The 25,296-nt window shown below is 73.8% G+C and carries 28 protein-coding genes; 26 read left to right on the forward strand and 2 right to left on the reverse strand.

All coding sequences use genetic code 11. The features are described 5' to 3' along the window. Positions 1–49: 49 nt before the first annotated feature. Complete coding sequence (locus KSE_RS43105) at positions 50–289, reverse strand: hypothetical protein (RefSeq protein ID WP_014139637.1); 240 nt, start codon at positions 287–289, stop codon at positions 50–52. A 35-nt stretch (positions 290–324) separates the two neighbouring features. Between KSE_RS43105 and KSE_RS32545 the strand changes: the two genes are divergently transcribed. After that, a complete protein-coding gene (locus tag KSE_RS32545) occupies positions 325–858 on the forward strand; it encodes a patatin-like phospholipase family protein (protein ID WP_014139638.1) in 534 nt (177 codons plus the stop codon). A gap of 196 nt (positions 859–1,054) precedes the next feature. On the opposite strand, the gene KSE_RS32550 is transcribed toward KSE_RS32545, so the two are convergent. After that, positions 1,055–1,417 carry a hypothetical protein gene (locus KSE_RS32550; RefSeq protein WP_197540723.1) on the reverse strand — a complete coding sequence of 121 codons (363 nt, stop codon included), beginning with the start codon at positions 1,415–1,417 and terminating at the stop codon, positions 1,055–1,057. A gap of 334 nt (positions 1,418–1,751) precedes the next feature. On the opposite strand from KSE_RS32550, the gene KSE_RS32555 reads away from it, so the two are divergent. From KSE_RS32555 to KSE_RS32675, 25 genes are all read left to right on the forward strand, one after another. Then, complete coding sequence (locus KSE_RS32555) at positions 1,752–2,693, forward strand: 3-oxoacyl-[acyl-carrier-protein] synthase III C-terminal domain-containing protein (protein ID WP_014139640.1); 942 nt, start codon at positions 1,752–1,754, stop codon at positions 2,691–2,693. A gap of 348 nt (positions 2,694–3,041) precedes the next feature. After that, a complete protein-coding gene (locus tag KSE_RS32560) occupies positions 3,042–4,439 on the forward strand; it encodes a preATP grasp domain-containing protein (RefSeq protein ID WP_014139641.1) in 1,398 nt (465 codons plus the stop codon). Positions 4,440–4,512: 73 nt separating this feature from the next. Further along, the gene (locus tag KSE_RS32565; protein ID WP_014139642.1) at positions 4,513–5,775 is read left to right on the forward strand and encodes a type III PLP-dependent enzyme; all 1,263 of its coding nucleotides are present in this window, start codon (positions 4,513–4,515) and stop codon (positions 5,773–5,775) included. Between the two features lie 99 nt (positions 5,776–5,874). Then, positions 5,875–6,147, forward strand: coding sequence for an acyl carrier protein (locus KSE_RS32570; protein WP_014139643.1), 273 nt, complete (start codon positions 5,875–5,877; stop codon positions 6,145–6,147). A gap of 5 nt (positions 6,148–6,152) precedes the next feature. Further along, positions 6,153–6,929 (forward strand): beta-ketoacyl-[acyl-carrier-protein] synthase family protein, encoded by a 777-nt coding sequence (locus KSE_RS39005; RefSeq protein WP_014139644.1) that lies wholly within the window; start codon positions 6,153–6,155, stop codon positions 6,927–6,929. Beyond that, positions 6,926–7,879 (forward strand): 3-oxoacyl-[acyl-carrier-protein] synthase III C-terminal domain-containing protein, encoded by a 954-nt coding sequence (locus tag KSE_RS32580; protein ID WP_014139645.1) that lies wholly within the window; start codon positions 6,926–6,928, stop codon positions 7,877–7,879. The genes KSE_RS39005 and KSE_RS32580 overlap by 4 nt, the downstream gene beginning before the upstream one ends. 8 nt (positions 7,880–7,887) lie before the next feature. Continuing rightward, a complete protein-coding gene (locus KSE_RS32585) occupies positions 7,888–8,574 on the forward strand; it encodes an acyl-CoA dehydrogenase family protein (protein ID WP_051738424.1) in 687 nt (228 codons plus the stop codon). After that, positions 8,571–9,800, forward strand: a complete 1,230-nt coding sequence (locus KSE_RS32590) for an acyl-CoA dehydrogenase family protein (RefSeq protein WP_014139647.1) — start codon at positions 8,571–8,573, stop codon at positions 9,798–9,800. Before KSE_RS32585 ends, KSE_RS32590 begins: the two co-directional genes overlap by 4 nt. Then, positions 9,793–10,560 carry a hypothetical protein gene (locus KSE_RS32595; RefSeq protein ID WP_014139648.1) on the forward strand — a complete coding sequence of 256 codons (768 nt, stop codon included), beginning with the start codon at positions 9,793–9,795 and terminating at the stop codon, positions 10,558–10,560. Before KSE_RS32590 ends, KSE_RS32595 begins: the two co-directional genes overlap by 8 nt. After that, a complete protein-coding gene (locus KSE_RS32600) occupies positions 10,557–11,936 on the forward strand; it encodes an MATE family efflux transporter (protein WP_014139649.1) in 1,380 nt (459 codons plus the stop codon). Before KSE_RS32595 ends, KSE_RS32600 begins: the two co-directional genes overlap by 4 nt. Continuing rightward, on the forward strand, positions 11,933–12,322 hold the full coding sequence (gene acpS / locus KSE_RS32605) for a holo-ACP synthase (protein WP_014139650.1): 390 nt from the start codon (positions 11,933–11,935) through the stop codon (positions 12,320–12,322). The genes KSE_RS32600 and acpS overlap by 4 nt, the downstream gene beginning before the upstream one ends. Then, entirely contained in the window at positions 12,319–13,089 is a 771-nt protein-coding gene (gene fabG, locus KSE_RS32610) for a 3-oxoacyl-ACP reductase FabG (protein ID WP_231873256.1), read from the forward strand. Before acpS ends, fabG begins: the two co-directional genes overlap by 4 nt. A gap of 125 nt (positions 13,090–13,214) precedes the next feature. Continuing rightward, complete coding sequence (locus KSE_RS32615; protein ID WP_014139652.1) at positions 13,215–13,484, forward strand: acyl carrier protein; 270 nt, start codon at positions 13,215–13,217, stop codon at positions 13,482–13,484. A 4-nt stretch (positions 13,485–13,488) separates the two neighbouring features. After that, entirely contained in the window at positions 13,489–14,691 is a 1,203-nt protein-coding gene (locus KSE_RS32620) for a beta-ketoacyl-[acyl-carrier-protein] synthase family protein (RefSeq protein WP_014139653.1), read from the forward strand. Further along, complete coding sequence (locus KSE_RS39010) at positions 14,688–15,728, forward strand: beta-ketoacyl synthase N-terminal-like domain-containing protein (RefSeq protein ID WP_014139654.1); 1,041 nt, start codon at positions 14,688–14,690, stop codon at positions 15,726–15,728. The genes KSE_RS32620 and KSE_RS39010 overlap by 4 nt, the downstream gene beginning before the upstream one ends. Beyond that, entirely contained in the window at positions 15,725–17,311 is a 1,587-nt protein-coding gene (locus tag KSE_RS32630) for an AMP-binding protein (RefSeq protein ID WP_014139655.1), read from the forward strand. Before KSE_RS39010 ends, KSE_RS32630 begins: the two co-directional genes overlap by 4 nt. A 3-nt stretch (positions 17,312–17,314) precedes the next feature. Beyond that, a complete protein-coding gene (locus tag KSE_RS32635) occupies positions 17,315–19,093 on the forward strand; it encodes a phytoene desaturase family protein (protein WP_014139656.1) in 1,779 nt (592 codons plus the stop codon). 14 nt (positions 19,094–19,107) lie between these two features. Next, complete coding sequence (locus tag KSE_RS39015; protein ID WP_014139657.1) at positions 19,108–20,751, forward strand: hypothetical protein; 1,644 nt, start codon at positions 19,108–19,110, stop codon at positions 20,749–20,751. Between the two features lie 39 nt (positions 20,752–20,790). After that, entirely contained in the window at positions 20,791–22,146 is a 1,356-nt protein-coding gene (locus KSE_RS32645) for a condensation domain-containing protein (protein ID WP_014139658.1), read from the forward strand. A gap of 452 nt (positions 22,147–22,598) precedes the next feature. Beyond that, on the forward strand, positions 22,599–22,823 hold the full coding sequence (locus tag KSE_RS32650; RefSeq protein ID WP_014139659.1) for a hypothetical protein: 225 nt from the start codon (positions 22,599–22,601) through the stop codon (positions 22,821–22,823). Then, positions 22,804–23,322, forward strand: a complete 519-nt coding sequence (locus tag KSE_RS32655; protein ID WP_033258603.1) for a DUF6879 family protein — start codon at positions 22,804–22,806, stop codon at positions 23,320–23,322. The genes KSE_RS32650 and KSE_RS32655 overlap by 20 nt, the downstream gene beginning before the upstream one ends. Next, positions 23,319–24,158 carry a helix-turn-helix domain-containing protein gene (locus KSE_RS32660; protein ID WP_014139661.1) on the forward strand — a complete coding sequence of 280 codons (840 nt, stop codon included), beginning with the start codon at positions 23,319–23,321 and terminating at the stop codon, positions 24,156–24,158. Before KSE_RS32655 ends, KSE_RS32660 begins: the two co-directional genes overlap by 4 nt. A gap of 89 nt (positions 24,159–24,247) precedes the next feature. Continuing rightward, a complete protein-coding gene (locus KSE_RS32665; RefSeq protein WP_014139662.1) occupies positions 24,248–24,574 on the forward strand; it encodes a hypothetical protein in 327 nt (108 codons plus the stop codon). A gap of 85 nt (positions 24,575–24,659) precedes the next feature. Beyond that, the gene (locus tag KSE_RS45215) at positions 24,660–24,875 is read left to right on the forward strand and encodes a hypothetical protein (protein ID WP_041293914.1); all 216 of its coding nucleotides are present in this window, start codon (positions 24,660–24,662) and stop codon (positions 24,873–24,875) included. Continuing rightward, entirely contained in the window at positions 24,872–25,243 is a 372-nt protein-coding gene (locus KSE_RS32675; protein ID WP_014139664.1) for a hypothetical protein, read from the forward strand. The genes KSE_RS45215 and KSE_RS32675 overlap by 4 nt, the downstream gene beginning before the upstream one ends. Positions 25,244–25,296 lie beyond the last annotated feature (53 nt).

Below are 25,296 nucleotides of genomic sequence, written 5' to 3' on the forward strand. Positions count from 1 at the left end.
CGGGGGCGGAGTCGGGCAGGTCGATGGCGGCCCGGTCGGAGGTCCTCCCTCAATGCCGCAGGAGTGCACAGAAGCGGTCCAGGGCGCGGTCGGTGCGGTGGCGGTCGGCCGTGGTCGTCAGATCGAACAGCAGACCCCGGACGACGGCCATGGCCAGCGTGGGAGTGACGGTGTCGTCGGGGGCGGTGGCGACGTCGCGGAACCTGGCGCCGAGGACGTCGAACCAGTTCGTGATCGTCTCCGCCCGGTCCGGGTAGTTCTCGGGGTGCGCCAGGCCGTCGGCGTGCACCTCGAAGACCAGGCGGACGTACGGGGCGCGCTCGGGTGCGCACGGCCGACGCCACCCCTCCCCGGACGGACAGGCGCCGGCTGGGCGAGGCGTTCGCGGTGCTCGGCAGTGCCGCCTCGAACCCGGACGAGGCGCGGCGCCGCGTGGGCCGGATCGCGCTCGCCGCCGAGACCGGCCCCGAGCGGGCGCACATCGCCCGGATGCGCGCCATGGCCGGTGCGGACCAGTGGCCCGACCGGCACCTGCTCGTCACCGCGCTCGACACCGAGACCGGCGAGCAGCAGGTCTTCGACCGTGCCAGTGGCGCACCACTGCCCCGCGCCGTGGCCGCGAGCACCGCCTTCCCGGGCGTCTGCCCACCGATCACCGTCAACGGCCGCCGGTACATGGACGGCTCCCTGCGGTCGGCGACCAACGCCGCACTCGCGGCCGCCGAGGCGCACACGGTGGTGACCATCGAGCCCGACCCCGAATCCATACGCGCGTTCGGCCCGGACCTGAACGACCGGACGGCCTGGGAGCCGGCCTACCGGGCGGGTCTTCGCCAAACCACCGACGCCGCGGACTGAGCGCCGCCCGGTCGCCGGCTGTGTCCGGCCGAGCGCGTGACCTCGTGCCCGAGCCGTGGCCGACGTGCTCGGTCCGACCGCGCTCTCCCCGGTCGACGCCCCCTGGCCGTGCCCGCCGCGACCGACACCGATGGAGTCGGCGGCTGTTCGCGCGTCGAGGAGCCGGGCCGAGTGAACAGCGCTCACCCTGCCGGGATCAGCACGGCTCCAGCGGGTCGGCCCGGCCGAGCAGCTCGGCGAGCGGGACGCCGGTGCGAGCGGCGACCCTGCGGCGGGCGCGCAGCTGGGCCCGGGTGCGCGGGCGGAACTTCGGGTCCCGCCCGCAACCGCACGGCTCGAAGCCCTCGTAGCGCAGCCCGGCGTTCAGGACCACGGCGACGACCGACCAGGCCTTCCGATCGCCGCGTCGGGGTGCCGCGAAGTCGTGGCCGGCACACAGCAGCGGCCCGGTGCAGCGCGGGCACGCGGGTCCGGCTCCGCCGGGATGCCGTTTGAAGCTGATCCGGCACGACACGCACGCGTAGTGCAGCTTGTAGTGGACGAAGGCGTAGGTGCACACGGACCGACCGTACCGGCGGCGCGTTGTCACGGGCCAACGGGTTCCGGTGCCTCGCCCCGTGGCGGACGTGTGCGCGGGCGCCGGGGGGGACAGGCGTGTTCGATATTCGAACCCGTGCTCTCGGATGGCAAGATCACCTTGATCGGTGATCGAAAGGAAGATAAGTTTCCTGTCGTAGCCGCTGAGTATCGCGACACTGCGGATCCCACGGGGGGGCTTTCGTGCAGGGTAAGGAATCCAGTTTTTCGGCCGGCCCGTCGGAGGGCGCCCGAGCGGCGTTATCTCGGGCGATTCTCCGGGGGAGTTTCCCGGCAGTCGTCCTCGGGGCGGTGGCATGACTGCCGTCATCGAGGTGTCCGCCCATGTCCCGGAACGCCGGGTGGCGATCGCCGACATCGCGGACGAGTTGGGGCTCGACGCGTTCCAGCTCCGCCTGTTCCAGCGCTTCCTGGGGCTGCGCCACGTCCTCACCGCCCCCGGGCGTGATCTGCGGGAGATCCTGACCGCCGCCGCGAGGGGCCTGACCGGCCTGCCCGGCAACGAGCACCGGGTCCGCTACGTGATCGCGGCGCGGACCGCGCCGACCGCCGGACCGGCGGCCCGCAACCACTTGCACGAGACCTGCGCCGACCTCGGCCTGGGGCACGCGATCGCCTTCACCGTGACCCAGCAGGCGTGCGCCTCCGGGCTCGCCGCGGTCGACCTGGCCGGCCGGCTGCTCGCCGAGGACGGCGACCCTGACGCCCTGGCGCTGGTCCTGACCGGGGAGAAGGCCGACACCGAGGCTTCCCGGCTGATTCCGGGCACCACGGTGATGGGGGAGGCCACCGCCGCCTGCCTGGTCCGCGCGACGTACCGGGACCACCCGGGCCCCGGCGCGCTGCTCGGCTACGCGGCCCACACCCGCGGCGAGTTCCAGCCCGGCGACATGACGGCCGAGCTGGCCGCCCGCTTCCAGGAGGAGTACGCCGAGATGCTGGCCGGCGTCGTCCGGGCCGCTGTGGCGGACGCGGGTGCGACCCTTCCCGACCTGGCCCTGATCCTCCCGCACAACGTGAACCGGAACTCCTGGGTCCGCGTGTGCAAACTGCTCGGATTCCCGGTCGACCGGGTGTTCCTGGAGAACATCCCGGAGACCGGACACTGCTTCAGTGCAGACTCGTTCCTCAATTACGCCGATGCCGTGCGGGGCAATCGACTGAATTCCGGCGACCTCTACCTGATGGCCGCCGTCGGCCTGGGGGCGACGTTCTCCGCCATGGTTTTCCGGCACTGAGACGGGCCCATCGAGCTTTTCCTGACTGAATCACCAGCCGGCGCCGGGTCTTCCCGCCGGTATCTTTCCCTGCTCCTCGGAGATTGCTGTCGGCGTGCGGTCCGACAGCCTGGACAATCGTCAAGCGATTCCTTCCCGGGGGCTGCGGGCAATTTTTTCGCACGGATTTCCTGGTGCGCCGGCGGAATGTTTCGGCGTGCCCCGATATGAAATCAAAACCCTCCCGGACGGGCGAGCCGGCAGTTCCTCGCCCGATCACCAACCGAGCTGTCGGCCGGCTTCCGCCGGTCGACCGATGCGGCCTGCCCCCGTTCCACCGCGGGGCGGGTCCGGGACGGGAGCGAAGCATTGAACACCACCACGGCCGGGGACTTCTGGACGGGAGTCAAACGCGCCTGCACCGGACTGGCCGACGTCCGGTTCGTCGCCCTCGGCAACTTCGAGGTCGAGAACGAGTGGGCCAAGGGGGAGTCCGGCGTACCGACCACGACCAGCCGCACCTCGACCGTCCTGGTCAACCGGATGGACGAGTTCGCGCTGCTGCTCGCCGGCGACGGTGACCAGGTGGTGCTGAAGTCCCGTCCCGACGACGACTACCTGGCCCACCTGGTCGGACTGGGTCTCCCGCTGCCCGAGATCCTGGTCGCCGACGAACAGCGCGCGGACCGCACCGTCAGCGAGGACGCGCTGGCCTCGCCCGCGCTGCTCGCACGCCTCGCCGACAGCGCGCGGAGCGGCGCCCGGCTGCTGCCGCACGGCATGTCCGCGGTGGAGGAGGAGCTGTGCGCCGCCACCGGCCTCGCGTCCGCGCTGCCCGGCGCGGCCCTCGCCAAGGCCGTCAACAGCAAGATCTACAGCCGCCGGGTCGCCGACGACCTGGGGCTGCGCCAGGCCCGCGGCTGGACCTGCGAGAACGTCGGCGAGTTCGAGGCGGTGGCGAAGGAGGCGGCGCGCTCGGTCCGGGCCGGACGGAGGATCGGCGTCAAGGACGCCTACGGCGTCTCGGGCAAGGGCATCGCCGTCATCGACGACGTCAAGCGGCTGGAGCAGCTGGTGCGGATGCTCGTCCGGCGGGCCGAACGCACCGGCGACCCGGGGCTGTCGATCGTCGTCGAGGAGTGGGCCGACAAGCACGCCGACCTCAACTACCACCTGACGGTCGGTCAGGACGGCTCGGTCCGCTTCGACTTCGTCAAGGAGGCGCTCACCGAGAACGGCGTCCACAAGGGCCACCGGATGCCGGCCCGGCTCGACGCGGACCAGTTCGCCGCCGTCCGGCACGGCGCCGACCTGATCGGCGCGCGCCTGGCCGCCGACGGCTACCACGGAGTGGTCGGCGTGGATGCCCTGGTCGAGCGCGACGGCCGGGTGCTGCCGGTGCTGGAGATCAACGCCCGCAACAACATGTCGACCTACCAGACCCGCCTCCAGGAGCACTTCCTGGACCACGACGCGCTCGCCACCGCCCGGCTCTACCCGCTCACCCTGGCCGCCCCCGTGCCGTTCGCCGAACTCCACGACGCCCTGGCCGGGCTGCTGTTCTCCCCCGCCGAGCGGCGCGGCCTGCTGGTCAACAACTTCGCGACCGTCAACGCCGCCGCGCCCGGGAACGGCGCGGGGGACGACGCCCCCACCTTCGCGGGCCGCCTCTACGCGGTGCTGGTGGCCCGATCCGAGGCCGAGCTCGCCGACCTCGACCGCGCGGTCACCGACCGCCTCACCACAGAGAGGTTCCACCATGTCTGATGCCGCCCCCGAGACGGCCGCACAGCCCGAGCACACCGCACAGCCCGAGCACACCGCACAGCCCGAGTACACCGTGCAGGGCCTGCCCGTCAGCGAACTCGCCCAGCGCTTCGGCACCCCGCTCTACCTGTACGACGGCGATGCCGTCCGGGACCAGTACCTGGGCCTGCGCGACCGCCTGCACCCGGTGGTGGAGATCTTCTACTCGCTCAAGGCCAACCCCAACATCAGTGTCTGCGCGCTGCTGCACCGTCTCGGTGCCCGCGCCGAGGTCTCCTCGATGGCCGAGCTGGTCACCGCGCTGGAGGCGGGGGTCCCCGCCGACCAGATCATGTTCCTCGGCCCCGGCAAGAGCGAGCAGGAGATCACCGCCTGCCTCAAGGAGGACATCCGGGCGATCATCTGCGAGTCGATCGACGAACTCGCCGCGATCGACCGGCTGGCCGCGGACCTCGGCACCCGTGCCCGCGTGGTGCTCCGGGTCAACCCCTCGTTCACGGTCAAGGGCAGCGGCCTGACGATGGGTGGCAAGCCGCGGCAGTTCGGCATCGACGAGCAGGCCCTGTTCGACGCCGAGGACCTGCCCGGCCGGCACGCCCGCACGGACCTGATCGGGGTCCAGGCCTACATGGGCACCCGCATCCTGTCCGAGGAGGCGGTCGCCGAGAACACCCGCCGGATCCTCGACATGGCCGAGCGGCTCGCCGAGCGCCAGGGCTTCCCGCTCGACCTGGTCGACGTCGGCGGCGGCCTCGGCGTCGCCTACTTCGCGCAGGAACAGGACCTGGACGTCGACCGGCTCGCCGACCTGGTCAACCCGATCTTCGAGGAGTTCCACCGGCGCCGCCCCGACACCCGCGTCGTGATGGAACTCGGCCGGTACCTGGTCGCCACCGGCGGGGTCTACGTCTCGGCCGTGCGCTACGTCAAGGAGTCCATGGGCGAGCGCTTCGCGATCACCGACGGCGGCACCAACCACCACATGGCGGCCGTCGGCATCGGGTCCTTCGCCAAGCGCAACTTCCCGATGCGGCTGCTCAACCGGGCCGGCGGGCCCGCCGCCAAGTGGAACGTCACCGGGCCGCTGTGCACCCCCAACGACACCCTCGGCAAGGGCGTCGAGCTCGCCGACGACCTCCGGCCGGGCGACCTGATCGGCGTCGAGCGCTCCGGCGCGTACGGGCCGACCGCGTCCCCGGTGCTGTTCCTCAGCCACGGTTACCCCGCCGAGGTCCTCGTCGTCGACGGCGACGCCCAGCTGGTGCGCCGCCGTGACGAGACCGAGCACCTCACCGGCCCCCAGCTCCTGCACGGGGCCCTCACCGGACAGCGCTGACGGCGCGCCGCAGCTCCACCGGAGCGGACACCGCACCGCGTCACCCACCCGCGTCACCCACCCGCCGGCCGGTCGGCCGGCCACCGGAAGGACATCCCCATGACCACCTCCACCGACCTGAGCCACGACCGGATCAAGGCCGTCGTCGTCGCCGCCCTCGCCGACGTCCTGGACGAGCCGCTCGCCGACACCGGCGACGACATCCGCCTGTTCGACGACCTCAACCTCGACTCCACCAGCGTCCTCGGCCTGCTGATGAACCTGGAGGACAGCCTCCGCATGGAGGTCGACCCCGACAGCCTGGAACAGGACCACCTCGCCACCATCGGCTCGCTCACCGAGTTCGTCGCGGCGACCCTCCGGAACGGCTGAGCGACGTGCCTGCCGTACGCCTGGAACGGGTCCTCTCCGTTCCGCTCGACGGCGAGCGGGCCGCTTTTGCGGCCGACTCGCCCGAAGCCGAACGAACGCTGCGCGAAACCCGAGCGGTGTACGGCCCGGCCGCCGGCCGCGACTGGCTGGACCGCAGCAGCCGGCTCACCTTCCCGACCCTGGTCCGGGCCGCCCGCACGGCGCTCGGCCCGCTCCCCGAGGTGGACCTCGCGCTGACGGCGGCCGCCACCCCGGACTGCCGGACGGACGGATTCCCCGGCGCCCTGCTCGGCCACCTGCTCGGCGGTCACCCGACCGTCCTGGGCATCACCGAGCAGGGCACCGCGGGCCCGTTCACCGCCCTGCGGATCGCCGCCGGCCGGATCCGCGCGGGCGACGCCCGGCGCGCCCTGGTGCTCCTGCTCGAACAGAGCACGCTGCCCGCCGAACCCGGATTCGTCCGACCCGAACGCGACGCCGCCGTCGCCCTGCTGCTCGGCCCGGGCCCCGGCCGCGAACTGGGCGCCCCCGTCGTGGGCCGGACCCCCCTCGACCCGCCGGCCGGGGCCCACCCCGTCCGCCCCGACCGCGGCGGCAGCCGGATCGGGGCCTGGACCGCGCTGGCCCGCGAACTCCCCGCCCTCGACCCGGACCTGCCGCTGCTCATCGCCGACGACGACCACGACCTCGGCTACCACTGCCACGTCCTGCTCGCCCCGCACACTCCCGAGCCCGCACCCCACCGCATCCCCCAGAACCCCGAGGAACGTGCCCGCGCATGACCGCCACCACCCTCTCCCGGGTCGCGGTCGGCCTGCCGGCGACCCGCGAACCGGTCGCCGACGTGCTGACCCGGCTCGGCACCCCGCCCGCGCACCTCCGGGTGTTCGAGCGGCTGTACGGGCTGCGCACCACCGCGGTGGTCGGCCCCGACGAAGACTACGAACACCTCCTGCTGACCACCGCCGGACGCGCCCGCCCCGCCGCCGACCCCGCCCTGGTGCTCTACGGGCACACCCTGCTCACCCAGCCCATGGCACTGCGCACCGGCTTCCCCGGCCGGCTGCGCGACTCCCTCGCGCTGCCCGCCACCGTCCCGGTCCACGGGATCTCCCAGATGGCCTGCACCGCCGTCCTGCGCTGCGTCGAACTGGCGGCCCGCCACCTGGAGCGCCCCGGGGCCCGCCCGGACGAGACCGTCCTGGTCCTCGGCGGCGACCAGGGAAGCATCGCCGACCGCAGCCGGGTCATTCCGCTGGTCACCGTCGCCGGGGACTCCGCCACCGCGTTCACCGTCCGCCGGGGCCCCGGCCGCTACCGGGTGCTCGGCCAGGCCCGCGGCCGCGACACCCGCTTCCACGCCAACCTGCGGATGACGCCCGACGAGACCCGCGCCTTCGGCCGTGCCTGCGGCGAACAGCTCACCGCCGTCGTCGCCGCCGCGCTCGCCGACGCCGGACTCCGCCAGGAGCAGGCCGACCTGCTGCTCCCGCACCAGAACAACGAGCTGTTCTGGAACGCCTTCTGCACCGCCACCGGATACCCCCGCGACCGGGTCCACCTGGACCTGCTCGGCGAACTCGGCCACAACTACGGCAACGACGCCCTGATCGCGCTCGACCACGCCGACCGCACCGGCCGCCTGCGCCCCGGACAGCGCTGCGTCCTCACCGCGATCGGCCAAGGAGCGTACTTCCACGCCCTGGTGCTCCAGGTCGGAGAAGAGGAGTGAAGCACCCGATGACCCGCTCCGGACCCACCGCGGCGACAGCCCTGACCGCCGCACCGCCGCCCGGCGCCGCCGGACCCGCGGGCCCGAGCACCCCCACCGGACCGGACGGCCCGGTGGGGGCCGGCGGCCTCGCCCGGGGCCTGGCCGCCGTACTCGCCGGAACCGACCTGGCGGCCGCCGCGACCGGCGGGTGGATCGCCGTCCCGACCGGCGAACTGCACCGGACCGGTCAGGACCTGGAGCGGCGCCCGCACCACCTCGCGGAGCGCGAGCAGATCGCCCTGGTCCGCGCCGCCGACCCCGCCGCCCGGTCCGGGGCTCCCGCCCCGCGACTTCCCGCCGAGGACCTGCTGCGGCTGGCCGCCGTCCGGGCCGAGTACCTGCGCGAGCTGCTGGAACGGGCCGTGCGGCACCTCGACGGCCGCACCTACGGCGGCACCCGGCTGAGCGCCCTGCCCGTCGTCCGCGCCGAACTCGCGGACCTGGACAGCGCGCTGACCGAACTGTCGGCGACCCTGGAGCAGGCCGACGACCCGGCCGCCGTCGCGCGCTGGGCGGGCGCCGAACTCGACGCCCTCGGCTGGCGGACCGCGGTGCTGTTCGGCGGGGCGGGATACCTCGCCGACCACGAGGCCCGCGGCGTCTACGTCTGCGAACTGATCTGGAACACCTGGGGAACGGAGCCGTCGGCATGACCGACCAGGAACGGCGGCTCGCGGCCCTGCGCGGCCTGAGCGCCGAACTCGCACCGCAACTGCGCGCCGTGGCGCTCGACATCGACCGCGACCCGGCCGGGGCGGGCCGGTACCACGGCCTGGAGGCGTACCGGCTGATGCACCGGTGCCAGACCCCCGCCGAGTACGGCGGCGAACCGCTGCGGATCGGAAGCCGGAGCTACCCGGCGGGCTCCTGCCTGGACTACACCACCGCCCTGCTCGAACTCGCCAAGGGCGACTGCGGCGCGGTCCTGGCCGCCCCCGGCCCCGCCCTGGCCGGCCTCGCCGTCAGCCACCTCGGCAGCCCCGAGCAGCAGGCCCGCTTCCACCGCCGACTGGCCGACGGCACCAGTTGGTCGTTCTTCGCCATCACCGAACCCGAACGCGGTAGCGACGCCTCCGCACTGGCCACCCGTCTCGACCGCGCCGGAGCCGACCGCGCCGGAGCCGACCGCGCCGGAGCCGACCGCGCCGGAGCCGACCGCGCCGGAGCCGGCCGGGGCGACGACGGCCGGGGCGACGACGGGTACCTGCTCACCGGCACCAAGCGGTACATCGGCAGCGGCGAACGAGGCGGCATCGGCGTGGTGTTCGCCCGGACCGGTCCCGGCCCGCTGTCGATCCGGGCCGCCCTGGTCGAACGGCCGCTGCCCGGCTCCACCGCGCAGGCCCTGGAGATGACCGGCCTGCGCGGCGCCCGGCTCGCCGAGATCCGCTTCGAGGACGTCCCGATCGCTGCGGGCGACCTGCTGGGTGCCCACCTGCCGCCCTCCCGCCGGGGCCTGTGGGGCGCGATGCGGGCCTTCACCAGCATGCGGGTGCAGATCGCCGCGCTGGCCCTCGGAGCCGCCGCCGCGCTCGCCGAAACCGTCGACGCCGAACGCCCGAACGCACCCGGCGCCGCCGTCCTGCGGGCCCGGCTGGCCGCCGCCCGGGCCCGGACGCTGGCCGCCGCCGCCCAGGTCGACCACGACCCGGACCGGGGCGACCTGGCCGCCGCCGCCAAGCTCACCGCCGTCCGCCTCGGCACCGGGGCCGCCCGCTGGGCGGTCCGCTCGCTCGGACGCGCCTCCATGCTCGACCATCCGCTGCTGGAGAAGTGGTACCGGGACGTGCACGCCTTCGAGTTCATGGAGGGCACCAGCAACATCCAGCGCGTCCACGTCGCCGAGGCCTACCGCAACCGGGTGGTGCGCCGTGGCTGAACCGACCGGACGGCCCGGCGAGCTGTCGCTCACCGCGCTCGCCGTCGCCGCCGACCCGGACCCCGCCCCGCTCTACCGGCCGACGGGCCCGCTCACCGGCCACCGGCCCGACACCCGGCTGCTCGCCGCCCTCGCGGCCCGGCTGCGCGGCCCGGACGCCGGCGCCCCCCTGGCGGCCGCCCCCGACCGCGCCCACCTGGCCGACCTCGCCGCCGCCGCCCTCGCGGCCCTCGGCCCGGTGCCGGACGGCACCGGCCTGCTCCTGGTGCAGCCCGGCCACGACACCGACCACGACGCGTTCCCGCTGCCGCGCCTGGTGCACGACGCGCCCTGGCGGGTCGGCGAGGACCTGGCGCTCAGCCACCCGGAGGACAGCGGCGGCCTGGACGTCTTCGACCTGCTGCGCTGGTGGCTGCCGCCCGGCGGCCGGACCGCGCTGGTGCTCGCCGACCGCCCCGAGTTCGCCGGCCGGGACGGCGCCCCGCCCACCGGCACGGTGCTCGCCCTCCTGGTCACCGCCGGCCCCGGGACGCTCACCGTGCTGCCCGGGCCGGTCGACGGCCCGGCCCTGCGCTGCGCCGCCCCCACGGCCGCCGTCGCCTGGCTGGCCCTCGCCCGGGCCCTCGCGGACGGCGCCCTGCCGCCCGGCGGCACCGCGGAACTCGCCGTTCCCACCGCGGCCCGCACGGCCCGGCTCGCGCTGCGGGCCGACGGTGTGCTGCGCCCCCGGACGGTCACCGTCGAACGGAGCGCGCCGTGACCGGGGACCGGCCCACCCACCGGACCGTACTGAGGTTCGCCGCCCCCATGGTGCTGGCCTCGGTGGTCGCGCTGGCCGCCGAGTTCGCGGTGATGGCCCTGCTCGGCCGCCTGCACGGACCGGTGCTCTACCTGCGCGCCCTCTACGCGCCGATCGCCTTCCTCTTCCTGGCCGTCAACACCGGACTGTCCACCGCGCTCCAGGTCGCCGCCGCCGGGTACAGCGGCCGCGGTGAACGCGGGCGCATCCCCGAGGCCATGGGCGGCACCGTCCTGATCGGCGGCTCCCTCTACCTGCTGCTCGGCGCGGCCCTGCTCGCCGCCCGCGGCCGCCTGATGGCCCTGGCCGGGATCGGAGCCGAGCACCGCACCGCCTTCCTGCACTTCCTGCTCGCCATGGTGCTGGTCAGCGCCGTCGCCTTCACCGGAGACCTGTGCGGGGCGGTGCTCCGCGCCACCGGTGCGACCGGCCGGGCCGCCCTGCTGACCCTGGTCTGGGTCTGCCTGAGCATCGGCGGCGTCGCCGGGCTCGGCAACCTCGGCGGACTCGGACTGGCCGCCCTGATCTGGTCGCTCGCCGTGGCCGCCCTCGCGCAGGCCGGCCTCGGACTGGCGCTGCTGCACCGGCGCGGCCTGCTCACCCGGCACAGCGCGGGCCGCCTCCGCTCCGGGATCGGCCCCCTGGCCGTCAGGGTCGCGCTGCCGGTGGGCGGCTCCTACCTGCTGCTGTTCGCGGTCAACCTGGCCCAGCTCGCGGTGCTCGCCCCCTACGGCCCGGAGACGGTGGCCGGCTTCACCCTCGGCTACACCCTGCAGGGCGTGGTGATCGTCCCCGCGCTGGCGTTCGGATCCGCGGTCGCGGTCCTGGTCAACCGCCACGCCTCGGCCGGACGCGAGGACCTGGCCCGTGGCGCGCTGCGCCGCGGCACGGAACTCGCGGTGGCCGGGTACGGTGCGCTGGCGGTGCTGCTGTGGGCGGCCGGCGACCGGCTGGCGCTGCTCACCGGCGACCCGCGGACAGCCGCCGAGACCGCGCGGTTCATGGGCGAGGTCGGACCGACCTTCTCCTGCACCGCCCTCACCCTGGTGGTGTTCGCGGTCCTGGAACAGACCGGCCGAGGCCCGGTCACGGTGGTGCTGAACGCCGTCTACTTCGCGGTGGTGCTCGGCCTCGGGGCCTGGCTGACCGCCCGCTGGCACGATCCGCTGGGCCTGTACCGCGTCCTCGCGGTCGGCGCGGTGCTGGGCATGCTCAGCGGCGGCGGGATCGGTCTGCGGGTGCTGCGCCGCCGGGTGGTGTCCGCGGCGCTGGTCGGCGCGAGCGGCGGGCCGGACGCCGCCACCGGCCCGGTCGCGGCGGCGGGCGGGCCGGGATGAGCATCGGGGTCGACCTGCTGCGGGTGTCCCGCTTCACTCGCGCGGTGGCCTCCGAGCGGGCCCGGCGGCGGGTGTTCACCGCCAACGAGCTGGCCCGGGCCGGGCGGTACACCGGCCGCCGGGCCGAGGAGTGGCTGGCCGGCCGGTTCTGCGCGAAGGAGGCCGTGGCCAAGGCGCTGCGCCGGGGCCTCGGCCAGGGGCTGCTCTGGCAGGACATCGAGATCGCGCAGGACGAGTACGGGGCGCCGGTGGTCGTGCTGACCGGCGGGGCCCGGCGGATCGCAGAGGCCGCCGGAATCGTCGGGGTCGAGGTGACCCTGACCCATCAGGAGGACTGGGCCATCAGTTTCGCGATGGCAGTCCGACGAACGGGAGGAACGGCGTGACAACGATTTCCGAAGAGCGCACCGCGGAGCAGGGAAAAGGCTGTGCGCTGATCACCGGAGGATCCCGTGGAATAGGCCGGGCGATTGCCGTCGGGCTGGCCTCGGACGGATTCGACATAGCTTTCTGCTATCGTGGTGACGACGCCGCGGCGGAAAAAACTTCGGCCAGTGTCGAAGAGCTCGGCCGCCGAGTTTTCCGGGCGAAAGTGGACGTGGCGGACGCCGCGGCCGTGCAGGATTTCGTGCAGGCCGCGGAGGGCGAGCTCGGCCCGGTCGTGGCGGCGGTCGCCAACGCCGGGATCACCCGGGACCGGGCACTTGCGCTGATGCGCCCCGAAGAGTGGGACGCCGTGCTGCGGACCAACCTCGACGGTGCCTTCCACCTGGCCCGGAGCGTCACGTACAACATGATCCGGCGTCGGCGGGGCTCCTTGGTCTTCGTCTCCTCGGTCTCCGGGATCTCCGGTCAGGCCGGCCAGGCCAACTACGCGGCGGCCAAGTCCGGCATGCACGGGCTGGCGCTGACGCTGGCCGCGGAGACCGCCAGGTCCGGTGTGCGGGTCAACGTGGTGGCTCCCGGCTACATCGATTCCGACATGGTGGGGGCCATGCCGCCGGCTGCCAGGCAGCGCGCGGAGAAAAGCATCCCGATGGGAGGGTTCGGCTCCGTCGAAAACGTGGCGGACGCGGTGTCCTTCCTGATTTCCGACCGCGCCTCCTATGTCACCGGGAGTATTCTCAAGGTGGATGGCGGACTGCGGATCTGAAATCCGCTGAAAGAATTCCCGGAAAGCTCCGGGGGGTCGGGCGGTGCCGCCTGCGCGGCGGGACCGTCGAAATAAATTGATCGGGATTTCCCGGTGGGAAGTCCCCGTACAGGAGGAGAACGGACATGCAGCAGGACGGGAACAGCGTGGTGGTCGACCGGGCCAGGTTCGCCGAGTTGCGGGACCTGGCCGCCGAGATCTTCTCGGCCACCCCCGAGGAGGTCGAGGCCGCGGAGTCCTTCGTCGACGACCTGGGTGCGGACTCGCTGCTGGCGATCGAACTGGTGTCGCGCCTGGAGCAGGTCTACGACGTGGTGGTCGACCCCGAGGACATCCCGCTGCTGGTCGACCTCAACACCACCTACCGGGTGGTCGCCGCCGGCGCGGGCTGGTGACCCGGTGGCACACCGGGTGGTGATCACGGGCCTCGGCCCGGTCTCGGGCATCGGGATCGGCGTGGCCGAGTTCGCCGAGGCGCTGCGCCTCGGCAAGAGCGGGGTCGGGCCGATCGGCAGTTTCGACACCGCGGGCTTCGAGCGGACGGTGGCCGGCGAGGTGCCGGCCTTCCGGCCGCAGGAGCTGCTGCGGCGGCTCGACCGCGCGCAGTGGGGCCGGTCCTCGCTGTTCGCGGCGGCGGCGGCCCGCCTCGCGGTGGAGGACGCCGGGGTGGAGACCGCGGGCCGGGACGTCGCGGTGGTGATGGGCACCACCTCCGGCGAGGTGGTGCCGGTGGTCGACATGACCGAGGGCTGGCACCGGGACGGCTGGCAGTCGATGCCCGACCCGGAACTCGCCCGCCGGGTGCCCGCCTCGAGGATCGCCGTCGCCGCGGCCCGGGAGCTGGGCTCCACCGGCGAGGCGGTCACCGTGGCCACCGCCTGCTCGGCCGGCAACTACACGATCGGCTACGCCTACGACCTGATCAGCTCGGGCGAGGTGGACGTCGCGGTGGCCGGCGGCGCGGACTCGGTGGCCCGGTTCACCCACGCCGGCTTCCACCGGCTGGGGGCGCTGGCCGCCGAACAGTGCCGCCCGTTCGACCGCGACCGGGACGGCATCCTGACCGCGGAGGGCGGGGTGGCCCTGGTGCTGGAGGACCGGGACGCCGCACTGGCCCGCGGCGCCAGGATCTACGCCGAGGTGCTCGGCTACGGGATGTCCTGCGACGCCAAGCACCCGGTCGCGCCGGACGCGGAGAGCATCGCGCGCGGCATCCGGGTCGCCCACCAGCGGGCCGGGGTCCGGGCCGACCAGGTGGACTACATCTGCGCGCACGGCACGGGCACCCGCACCAACGACCTGGTGGAGGGCGGCGCGCTGTTCGACGTGTTCGGCCCCACGCCGCCGCCGGTCAGCTCGATCAAGTCGATGCTCGGCCACACCATGGGCGCGGCCAGCGGCTTCGGCGCGGTGGCCTGCGCCCTGAGCATCGCCCAGGGCTTCCTGCCGCCGACCGTCAACCACCTGCACCACGATCCGGAACTGGCGGGCATCGACCCGGTGCCGAACAGCTCCCGGCCGACCCGGGTCCGGATCGCCCAGAACAACGGATTCGCCTTCGGCGGCAACAACGCCATCGTCCTGTTCGGAGAGGCCGGATGACCGAGATCGTGATCAGCGGCCGGGGGTCGGTCCGGCCCTCGGCCACCGGGAGCGCCCCGGCATGGGCCCGCCCCGGGGACCCGGTGGCGCTCACCGGCGGCCATCCGGTGCTCGGGCTCGACCCGGTCCTGCTGCTCGGGCGCAAGTCCGTGACGTACAACCACCGCACCACCCACCTGGCGATGGTGGCCTGCCAACGGGCCGTCGAGGACGCCGGACTGACCATCGACGACGACAACCGGGACCGGATCGGCGTCACGCTCGGGACCACGGCCGGCAGCGTCACCGGCATGGCCGAGTTCGGCATCGACACCTTCCGGCAGGCCCGCCCCTACCTGGTCAAGCCCGCCGACTTCCCCAGCGCGGTGATCAACACCAGCGCCGGGGCACTGGCCATCCGGCACGGTCTGCGGGGTGCCAACTGCACCGTGGCGACCGCCGCGCTGGGCACCGTCTCGGCCTTCCGGCAGGCGGCGCTCGCGCTGTCGGCCGGGCACGCCGACACCCTGCTGGTCGGTGCCGCCGAGGAGTTCACCGAGCCGACCGCCCGCTGGGCGGCCAGCGCCCGGGACACCGGCCCGCTCGGCGAGGGCGCCGCGATGTTCGTGCTGGAGACGGCGGCCACCGCCGCCGCCGCCGGCCGGACCGCGCGGGCCACCGTCCTCGGCAGCCGGGTCGACGCCGTCGAGGCCGCCGACCCGGCCGACACCGCCAGGGTGGTGTCCCGGCTCCTCGGCCGGGCCGGCCTGCCGGCCGACCGGATCGACGCGGTCCTGATCCGGGCCACCGGCGTTCCCGAGGCCGACCTGGCCCACCTCCGCGGGCTCGCGGCGGCCGGACTGACCGCCGCACCGACCCGGACCGAGGACCTGACCGGCGACTGCCTGGCCGCCCACACCGCGCTCCAGATCGACCGGGAACTGGCAGCAGCCGTCCCCGGCAGGACCGTGCTGTTCACCGCGCTCGACGCGGACGGGGCCCTCGGCGTCCTGCTGCTGCGCCTCCACGACCGGTCCGCCGCCGAGGCCGCGGCATGAGCCCGACCCTGTCGGCCCGGGTCCGCCGCACCCTGCGGCGGCACCCGGACCGGACCGCCGTGCAGGACGGCCCCACCGTGCTCTCCTACCGCGAACTCGGCGCCCGCGCCGACCGGGTGGCCGCCGCCGTACGGGCGGCCCACCCGGGCCCGGCGGCCGTCGGCGTGCTCGCCGAACGCGGCGCCCAGGCGTACACCGCACTGCTGGGCACGCTGTTCGCGGGCGCGGCGATGGTCCCCCTCGCCCCTGAGCACCCGCCCGCCCGCACCCGCGGCGCACTCGCGGCAGCCGTCGCGGAGGCCGGCCTGTCGGTACTGCTGGTCGACCGGGCCGGAGCCGCGCTGCTGCCCGAACTCGCCGGGGAGCTCACCGGGGTGACGGTGCTGCACCTGGACCGGACACCCGCCGGCGACGCGCCCGACGCGCCCGACGCGCCCGACGCGCCCGACGCGCCCGACGCGCCCGGGGTCACGGCCGCGCCGACCCCTCCGGCGGGGAAGGAGCCCGGCGACGACACCACCGCCTACGTGCTGTTCACCTCCGGATCCACCGGCCGCCCCAAGGGCGTGCCGATCAGCCACGGCAACGTCGGCCACTACCTGGACCAGGTGCAGCTCCGCTACGCCTTCGACCACCGCGACGTGTTCTCGCAGACCTTCGACCTGACCTTCGACCTGGCCGTGTTCGACCTGTTCGCGGCCTGGTCCGCGGGCGCCTCGGTGGTCACCGTCCGGCCCGGCGCGTTCGTCAACCTGCCCCGGTTCGCGGCCCGGACCGGCCTCACCGTCTGGTTCTCCGCCCCCAGCGCCATCGGCGCGGTCCGCCGCGGCCCCGGCCTCGCCCCGGACACCCTGCCGGGCCTGCGGCTGAGCCTGTTCTGCGGCGAGGCGCTGCTCGCCGAGGACGCCGCCGACTGGCAGCGGGCCGCCCCCGGCTCGCGGGTGGAGAACCTCTACGGTCCCACCGAACTGACCATCTCCTGCTCGGTGTTCGGCTGGGACGGCGACGCCCGCCCGGAACGCTGCGTGAACGGCGTGGTGCCGATCGGCGACCTGCACGACGGCCTGTCCGCCCTGCTGCTGCCACCCGGCCCGGGCCCCGTCCCGGCCGACCAGCCCGAGCAGGGCGAACTGTGCGTCACCGGCCCCCAACTGTTCCGCGGATACCTCGACCGGGCCGACGACACCGGCCGCTTCGTCGAGCACGACGGCCGCCGCTGGTACCGCACCGGTGACCTGGTGCGCCGGGTGCCCGGCGTCGGCCTGTGCTACCTCGGCCGGATCGACCAGCAGGTGCAGATCGGCGGCATCCGGCTGGAACTGCCCGAGGTGGAATGGGCGCTGCGGCAGATCGAGCCCGTCCGGCAGGCCGCCGTGGTGTACGCGGCGGGCCGACTGGTCGCGTTCTGCACGCCGAGCCCCGGCGGACCCGACCCGGCGGCCGAGGTCCGGCAGCGGCTACGGGCCTTCCTGCCCGGCCCGGCCGTCCCGCAGGACCTCAGGTGGCTGTCCGAGCTGCCGCTCAATGTCAACGGCAAAGTAGACCGGCGGGCCCTGGCCCTGCTGGCGACGGAGGGACGTTAACCGATGCGGGTCGGAGAGAGCGGAGCGGACCGGGACGCCGTGGTGATCGGCGCCGGCCTGGGCGGGCTGGTCTGCGCCGGCTACCTGGCGTCCGCCGGGTACCGGGTGCTGGTGGTCGAGTCCCACGACGTGGCCGGCGGCTGCGGGCACGTGTTCCGCCGCCGCCGCGCCTACGAGTTCGACGTCGGCGTGCACTACCTCGGCGACTGCGGGCCGGACGGCGTCCTGCCGCTCGTCCTGCGCGGCCTCGGCATCGCCGACCGGGTCCGCCACCGCCCCCTCGACCCCGACGGCTTCGACCGCCTCCGGCTGCCCGGCCTCTCCCTCGACGTCCCCGCCTCCTGGGAGGGCTACCGGGCCCGGCTGCTGGCCGCGCTGCCCGGTGAACAGGCCGCCCTGGACGAGTTCCTGACCACCTGCCGGGAGATCGGCGGCGAACTGCGCACCGGCTTCCTGCGGTACGACCCCGCCGCCCCGCCGGCCCGGCCCGGCCCGGCCCTGGCCCGCTGGGGCCGGCGCAGCCTCGCCGACCTGTTCGAGCACTGCGGCCTGTCCGTCCCCGCCCGGGCCGTCCTCGCCGCCCAGTCCAGCAACTACGGCACCCCGCCCGCCGCCACCGCCGTCCCCACCCATGCCGCCGTCCTCGACCACTACCTGCGCGGCGCCTCCTACCCGCAGGGCGGCGGGCAGTCCCTGGTCGCCGCCCTGGTCGAGGCACTCGAAGCGGCCGGCGGCGAACTGCGCACCCGCTGCGCCGCCACCCGGGTCCTGGTCGACGACGGCAGGGTGAGCGGCGTCGAACTGTCGGACGGCAGCACCGTCCGGACCCCGCTGGTGGTCTCCAACGCCGACTACCGGCGCACCGTCCTCGACCTGGTCGGAGCCGAGCACTTCCCCGCCTGGCTGACCCGCCGCACCGCCCGGGCCACCATGGCCGGCGGGCTGCTCTCCCTCTTCGTCGCCCTCGACACCGAACTGCCCGGCGCCACCGGTGCCAACCTGTGGTGGCACCGCACCGCCGACCCCGACGCCGCCTACCGCCCGCACCCCGACCCCGAGCGCTTCCGCCCCGAGGCCCTGATGTTCTCCTTCGCCTCCGGCAAGGACGCCCCCGGCGCCAACTGCCCGCCCGGGCACACCAACTTCCAGGCCATCGCGGTCTGTCCCGCGGAACTCCCCGAGCCGCCCGGGAACGGCCGCGGCTACCGGCGCGACGCCGCCTACCTGCGCCTCAAGGAACGCTGGACCGAAGCCATGCTGGACGCCGCCGAGGAAGCCCTCGGCCCGCTCCGCCCCCACCTCACCCACCTCGAACTCTCCACCCCGCACACCCATCGCCGCTACACCGGCGCCAGCGGCGGCACCCCCTACGGCTTCTCCGACTGGGGCGGCACCGGCGGCCGCCCCGCCGCCCGCACCCCGCTGCCCGGCCTGCACGTCGTCGGGGCCAACGCCCGCTACGGCAGCGGCATCACCGGCGCCGCGATGAGCGGCCTGGCCTGCGCCGCCGAGCTGCTCGGACGCCCCCTCGCCGCCGAGATCCAGGCCGGCGCCCTCCCCGCGGCCCCGCCCCGCCTCCCCGCCCGCGGCCCCGGCTGGGACCCCCTCGCGGTCTCCCGCGGCGCCGCCCGCCGCACCGCCCGCGGCCTCGCCCGACTCGACCCCGCCCGGCCCGCTCCCGCCCCGCGCGCGGCAGCGGCGGCAACGGCCCTCCCGGCCCGGACCGGCCCGGCGGCGCTGTCCACCGCTCCCGCCCCGCACCCCCGTCCTCCGCACGAGTAAGGCACCGATTCCCCGTGCACGAGATCAGCCTCGCCGTGATGCACCACCCGGCGCGGTCCGCGGCGCTGCCCGCGCTGCTCGCCGCCTGCGCGCCGCTGACCGTCCAGGTCGTCACCGACCCGCAGCCGCAAGGCCCGCCGAGTCCGCTGCGCACCGCCAAACGCGCCTGGGCGGCCGTCCGAGACGGCGCCACCCACCACCTGGTGCTCCAGGACGACGTCACCCCCGAACCCGGATTCGCCGCCCAACTCGCCCACGTCCTGGCCGCCCGGCCCGATCACGCCGTCGCCCTGTACGTCAACTGGAACACCCCCTACAACTCCTACCTGGCCCGCCGTGCCGCCGCCTCCGGCGCCCCGTTCGCCCCCCTGCACCCGCGCGAGTGGGTGCCCGCGCTCGGCCTCGCCCTGCCCGCCCCCGCCGCCCGCGACCTCGCCCGCCACCTGGCCCGCTACCCCGACGAGTTGAAGGACGACGACGAACTCATCGCGGAGTTCTGCGCCGCCGCCGGCCTCCCCGTCCTGGCCGCCGTCCCCCATCTGCTGGAACACGGCGAAGGCCCCAGCCTCGCCGACAACTCCGCCCACGGCGCCCGGCACGCGGCCGTTCCGATGAACGGCCGCCGACCCGGTCCCGCCCACTGGCGGCGCCCCGACCCGCCCCGGCGCCACCGCCCCGGCACGGCCCGGGCGTACGCCGTGGAACTCGTCCGCTCCCGCTGCGTGATCCGCATCGCCCGCCCCGGCGAACCCGTCGGACACCCCTACACCTGGCCCTGGGCCGATTGGGCGCAACTCGTCGGAGCCGATCCCGGCGAACTCCGCGCCGCCCTGGACGGCACGGTCCCGCCCGCCGGCGTCCCCGCCGACACCGCGCGCGAGGTCTGGGCCGCCGGATGGCTGCTGGGCTTCGACGCCGCGCCCCTCACCGGGTCCCCCGGCCCTACCCGCGCCGCCCTCCGCAGCTGGCTCTGCGCCGGCCTCGACGAACCCGACCTGCGAAGCCTCGACGAACCCCTGCTGGACGCCCTCACCACGTTCGCCGAACACGCCCTGGAATCCGGCGCGAAAGCCGCACCCCCCGCACCGGCCGCCGACGCCCCGCCGCCGGACGCCTCCCCGTCCCCCCACCTGGAGCCGCCGACTCGCCCCCGGCCCCCGGGCACCGCCGCCGATCCGCTGGCCCGGCTCGCCCGGCGGGAGGCCGAACTGCTCACCGCCGTCGCCGTCGACCGCTCGCCCGCGCTCGCGGTGCGCGGCCTGCCCTGCCCGCACTGCCCGGCCGGCCCCGCCGACCTCGCCCGCTCGCTCGCCCGACTGCCGATGGAACGCCTCCGGCTCCTCGGCCCCGGAGAGGACCCCGGACCTGACGAGGCCGAACTGGCCCTGCTGCACTGCGAACTCCCGGACACCAGGCCGCTGCTCCCGCTGCTCACCCGCACCTGGCCGGACGGCCCGCCGCGCCTGGTGAGCCGGGCCGCGGGCCCGCACCCGGGACGCCCGTCCGCCCTGGACCGCGCCGAGGCCGACCCGCACCCCGCCGCACCGGTCCCGCTGCCCGCCACCCTGCGCCGCCTCCACGACTGCCCGCGGCCGGACCTCGCCGACGACCCCCGCTACCGGGAGCTGCGCACGGCGGCGGTCCGATCCCTCCTCTGACCCCCGCCCACCGCCCCGCCCCGAACGAGAGGACCCCACGTGCCCGTCACCACCCACCGGCAGCTCACCCACACCGGTGGCACCACCGGCGAAGGACCTGCCAGCTGGGGCCAGTTCGCGATCTGGGAAGCACTCCAGCGACTGCGCCCGGCAGACCACGCCTACAACATCCGGCTGGACGGGCCGGTCGAGCCGGCCCAGCCGCTGGACGCGGTCGAGCGGGCCCTGTCCGGCCTCCTGGAGATCCACGACGCGCTGCGCACCCGCCTGCTGCCCGGACCGGACGGCACCCTCCGCCAGGTCCTGGACGGCTCCGGCACGACCACACTGCACCTGCGCGAGTGCTCCCCCCGGGAGACGGCCGCCACCGGCGAGGCCCTGGCCGCCGAACTCTGGCGGCAGTCCTTCGACTACGCCGCGCAGTGGCCGGTCAGGTTCGGCGCCGTCCTGGCGGAAGGCCGGGTCCGGCACGTGGTGGCGGTGTTCTCGCACACCGCGATCGACGCCTGGGGCCTGCCCCGGATCCGCGCGGACCTGGCCGCCCTCGCCGAAGGCCGCTCCCCGGCGGAGATCCGGACCGCCGCCCGCGCCGTCCAACCGATGGAACAGGCGGCCGGGCAGAACTCCGAACGCGGCCGCCGCCTCGACACCGCCGCCCGCCGACACTGGCGGGCCACCGCCGTCGACGCCGCCGTCCCGGACCGTCCCGTCCCCGCCGACGCCTTCGCCGAGGGCCCCCGCTACCGCCGCGCCCACCTGGTCTCGCCCGCCCTGCCCGGCGCCCTCGCCCGGATCTGCGCCGCGCACGGCACGACCTCGGCCAACGTCCTGCTGGCGGCGGTCTCCCGGGAACTCGCCGCCTGGGCGGGCACCGGCCGCTGCGGGCTCCAACTGATGGTCAACAACCGCTTCCTGCCCGGCCACGCCCAGGCCACCGGCCCGCTCGCGATGGAAGGCTACTTCGCGGTGCGCACCGACCCCGCCGAAGACTTCACGGCCCTGCTCGAACGCACCTGGCGGGCCGCGATGACGACCTACCGCAGCGCCTACTACGACAAGCGGACGCTGACCGCGGACCTCGCCGAGTTCGCCGACCACCCGGGCGTCGCCTTCGAACGCTCCTGCTGGTACAACGACCAGCGCACCTCCACCCCCGCCGACCCGGCCGCGGGCACCGGCACCGCTCCCCGCCCCTCCACCCTGCACTGGGAGGACGCCACCGACCACGGCGGCGGCGTCGCCTACGCGCTGCACGCTGCCGACGTCCCCGGCGGCGCGATCGAGGTCGCGATGACCGCCGACCGGCGTCTGCTCGCCGCTGCCGACATCGAACAGATCCTGCACGGCGTCGAACGCACCGTCCTGGCCGCAGCCGCAGCCGCAGCCGGGGCTTGAGCCCCGATCCACCGACCCTCGACCCTGATTCGAGAGTGATCAGATCCGGGGTCCGGCCGGGAAGGTCGCTCGGCTGTCGGTCACACGGGGGGCACGCCGTAGCCGGGAAAACAGAAAGACCCCAGTTCAACTGGGGTCTTAGCTGGTGTCCGAGGGGGGACTTGAACTCTCGCCTCGGGCACCGGCATTTGTTAGTTCTGACCTGCGGAAACGTCGGGCTGGGGCCCCGGAGTTGATGGGGCGTCTTATCGGTGCATCCTGACCGTTTCTGACCATTCCGGACCGCTGTGGGTCATGGGTGGGTCACGTGACCATCCGTTGCATGGGGCTGTCGGAGCAAGATCTTTATGCCAACACGGGAATATCGCAGAGTCGGCATAGACAGCCGTGGGGGAGGCTCCCTACCTTCGTACCTGCACGGCCCAACCAGGGCCGATCATCAGGGGGTTGACATGGCTGACAAGCCTGGGCTGACGCGACTGACCAACACGGGGAACGGCAACGGGTCGGGGGAGTGTGGTGCCGACGACTGCCCCAATGTCTACGCGACGGACCGGAACTCGTTCGTGGTGCAGGGGGACCTCTTCAACGGCTTCACCCCGCCGGAGGGCGAGGGCCTGGTCGAGATCCCGGAACACATCTTGAGGGAGGCGTTCAGTGCTCTTGGATGGAAGTAGCTGGCGGGAGTACTTCGACGCCATGGAACGGAGCGCGTGGCGTCTGGAGACGCGCCCCGTTTACACGATGCCGCAGGAGGCGGAAGCCATCCGAAGGTTCCAGGAGGGGCGGCCCGTCACGGCTGCCGATACCGCCGCGTGGACGGAACGGCTCCAGGGCTACCGCAGTACCGGGCGGACCGTCGGGCGCGTGCATGTGGTGACACGCCCGCTGACGGACTATCTCCGGTTCGAATTCGCCCACTACTGGCACAACGTCGGAGCGGGCGAGGACGTCAGGATCCTCGACCTGACCGACAGGGAGAATCCAGGTCTTCCGGATCAAGACTTCTGGCTGTTCGACGATTCCCGCGTGGTGCTCATGAACTATCGCCCCGATGGGACACAGATCAGCCGTGAGGTGTTCGAGGGCGACCACCGGACTTATGTTGATTGGAAGAGGCTGGCCATTGCCGAGTCAGTCCCTTTCGCAGAGTACATGAAGAGTGCGATTGAGTGACAATAGATCCTGAGCAGCTTGGACGGTCGAAGTCCGACCTGGCCAAGGAATTGCGAGAACTACGCGAGCGAGCCGGCCTCACTGGGGTCCGGCTCGCTGGGCTTTGTTCGATGTCTCAAGGCACGATCAGTAAAATTGAGACCGGCAAGAAGATTCCGACGCTCACCGAGGTCGAGCTCATCCTGCGGGCTGTGAATGCGCCGGAAGACGTTATTGCCGAAATATCGGCCCTGGCGCGAAGTGCAAATACGCAGTGGCAGGACGTCAGGGCGTCGTGGCGGCTGGGACTGGAGAAGCGGCAGTCTGAGCTTGCAGCACTGGAGTCAGGTGCCCGTGAGCTGCGATTCTTCCTGCCGGCCATGCTTACGGGCCTGCTGGCCACGCCGGAATATGTCAGGGCGAGCTTGGATTACTCGCCGGGTGATATTTCCAAGACAGTGGCGCGGAAGCTGGAAAGGCAGACAGTTCTCTACGACGCTTCGAAAACTTTCACCTTCATGCTCACCGAGCAGGCTGTGAAGTGGGCCGTAGTTGGCCCAATGGCCATGTCGGTTCAGATCGAGCGACTCGCGGCACTCTCTCATCTTCCGAACATTCGAATCGGTGTGATCCCGTTCGGATCTCTACTCAGTCGTGGTCCTATGAATACCTTTACCGTCTACGATGATCGGCTGGTAACGGTTGAGACGTTCACTGGACGGATGGTCTTTCAGGACCCCCGGGACGTAGCCGAGCACCTCGAAGTATTTTCGACATATGAGGGTGCAGCAGTCTTCGACGAGAAGGCTCGGACGCAGCTCTACGAATGGTCGGAGATGTATCGCAGAGATATTTAGTCGACTACCAGAATAATTGTGATTTCGACTCGCTGGCAGCTCTAATCTGGTTTCTCACTCAACGGATACTGAGCGATGGGGAGCCAGGGATGTTCGTAGCAGTGGAAAGCCAACCGGACCTCGCGAAGTCGCGCACCGTGATGCGGTACGAGGTGGTGGAGGTGGACGGCTCGTTCGTCCTCAGGGACCTTCTGCTGGACGGGTACTGCGCCGTGCCGGACGAGTCGGGCCGCTTGGCGCTGCTGCGGTTCGTGACCGCCTACGACGCGCGCCTGTGGCTGATGCGGGCGGACACGCGTCGGGCGTACGCGGCGAGCGTGACCAGGACCAGGGCAGAGGCCGGCGAGAAGCCGCGGGCCGAGGATGTGCCGTTGCTGGCCTTCGACCTGTACTTGCCCCGGGGCGACCGTGGGTGAGGGCGTGGTGCCAGATGACCCGCGTTCGGATGAGGAGTTGCGGGCGGCGCGGACGCGGGCGGGTGAACTCGCCGGGGAGCTCGGTGTGTTGCTGGGCGCTCGGCCGTCGGTGACGTGGACCGCTGGTGGCGCGGTGCGGGTGGCGGTGCGGGTCCGTGGGCTGGACGGCGGGGAGTTGGCGACGGCGGTGCTCGGGGTGCTGGCTCAAGCCGACCGGTTCGGGCACTGGAGGACGGCGGAGCGGGAGTACGTGTGGCTGGAGGTGGGCGGGGAGCCCGTGACTGACGAGGAGTGGCGATGAATGCCCTGGTCGAGTACTACCCCAACGGCGTGTGCGGACTGCACTGGGAGGCGAGCGCGGTGGACGAGCGGGACGAGGTGCGCGGTGTCGTGCTGGCGGAGGCCGACGACGGGTGGGTGGCGCTCGGACACATCGAGGAGCGGCGGTCGGTGCTGTTCCTGCGCCCGGCCGAACTCGTCCGGCTGCGCGATGCCCTGGTGGGCGGGGAGTTCGACCACCTGATGTCCGGGGGCCGGGTGGGCCTGCGCCGACCGACTGTGGAGCGGGGGTTCGAGTCGCCGTCGAAGCGTGCCTGGGGGCGCTGGTACCGCCGACTGTGGCGCGCTGGCACTGGCCGGGTCCGGCGCTTCGCCGCCGACGGGCGGTAGGTTCCCGGCCACCGCGCACGCGGGGCGAACGAAAGAACGCCCCGGCCTGACGG

The sequence above is a fragment of the Kitasatospora setae KM-6054 genome, from assembly GCF_000269985.1.
GTDB lineage: Bacteria > Actinomycetota > Actinomycetes > Streptomycetales > Streptomycetaceae > Kitasatospora > Kitasatospora setae.

What these genes read in the sequence shown, in the direction of transcription:
- KSE_RS32555 (WP_014139640.1), top strand. Translation starts at nt 1,752, where the DNA reads ATGACTGCCGTCATCGAGGTGTCCGCCCATGTCCCGGAACGCCGGGTG.
- KSE_RS32570 (WP_014139643.1), top strand. Translation starts at nt 5,875, where the DNA reads ATGACCACCTCCACCGACCTGAGCCACGACCGGATCAAGGCCGTCGTC.
- KSE_RS32580 (WP_014139645.1), top strand. Translation starts at nt 6,926, where the DNA reads ATGACCGCCACCACCCTCTCCCGGGTCGCGGTCGGCCTGCCGGCGACC.
- KSE_RS32585 (WP_051738424.1), top strand. Translation starts at nt 7,888, where the DNA reads ATGACCCGCTCCGGACCCACCGCGGCGACAGCCCTGACCGCCGCACCG.
- KSE_RS32590 (WP_014139647.1), top strand. Translation starts at nt 8,571, where the DNA reads ATGACCGACCAGGAACGGCGGCTCGCGGCCCTGCGCGGCCTGAGCGCC.
- acpS (WP_014139650.1), top strand. Translation starts at nt 11,933, where the DNA reads ATGAGCATCGGGGTCGACCTGCTGCGGGTGTCCCGCTTCACTCGCGCG.
- KSE_RS32615 (WP_014139652.1), top strand. Translation starts at nt 13,215, where the DNA reads ATGCAGCAGGACGGGAACAGCGTGGTGGTCGACCGGGCCAGGTTCGCC.
- KSE_RS39010 (WP_014139654.1), top strand. Translation starts at nt 14,688, where the DNA reads ATGACCGAGATCGTGATCAGCGGCCGGGGGTCGGTCCGGCCCTCGGCC.
- KSE_RS32630 (WP_014139655.1), top strand. Translation starts at nt 15,725, where the DNA reads ATGAGCCCGACCCTGTCGGCCCGGGTCCGCCGCACCCTGCGGCGGCAC.
- KSE_RS32635 (WP_014139656.1), top strand. Translation starts at nt 17,315, where the DNA reads ATGCGGGTCGGAGAGAGCGGAGCGGACCGGGACGCCGTGGTGATCGGC.
- KSE_RS32650 (WP_014139659.1), top strand. Translation starts at nt 22,599, where the DNA reads ATGGCTGACAAGCCTGGGCTGACGCGACTGACCAACACGGGGAACGGC.
- KSE_RS32665 (WP_014139662.1), top strand. Translation starts at nt 24,248, where the DNA reads ATGTTCGTAGCAGTGGAAAGCCAACCGGACCTCGCGAAGTCGCGCACC.
- KSE_RS32675 (WP_014139664.1), top strand. Translation starts at nt 24,872, where the DNA reads ATGAATGCCCTGGTCGAGTACTACCCCAACGGCGTGTGCGGACTGCAC.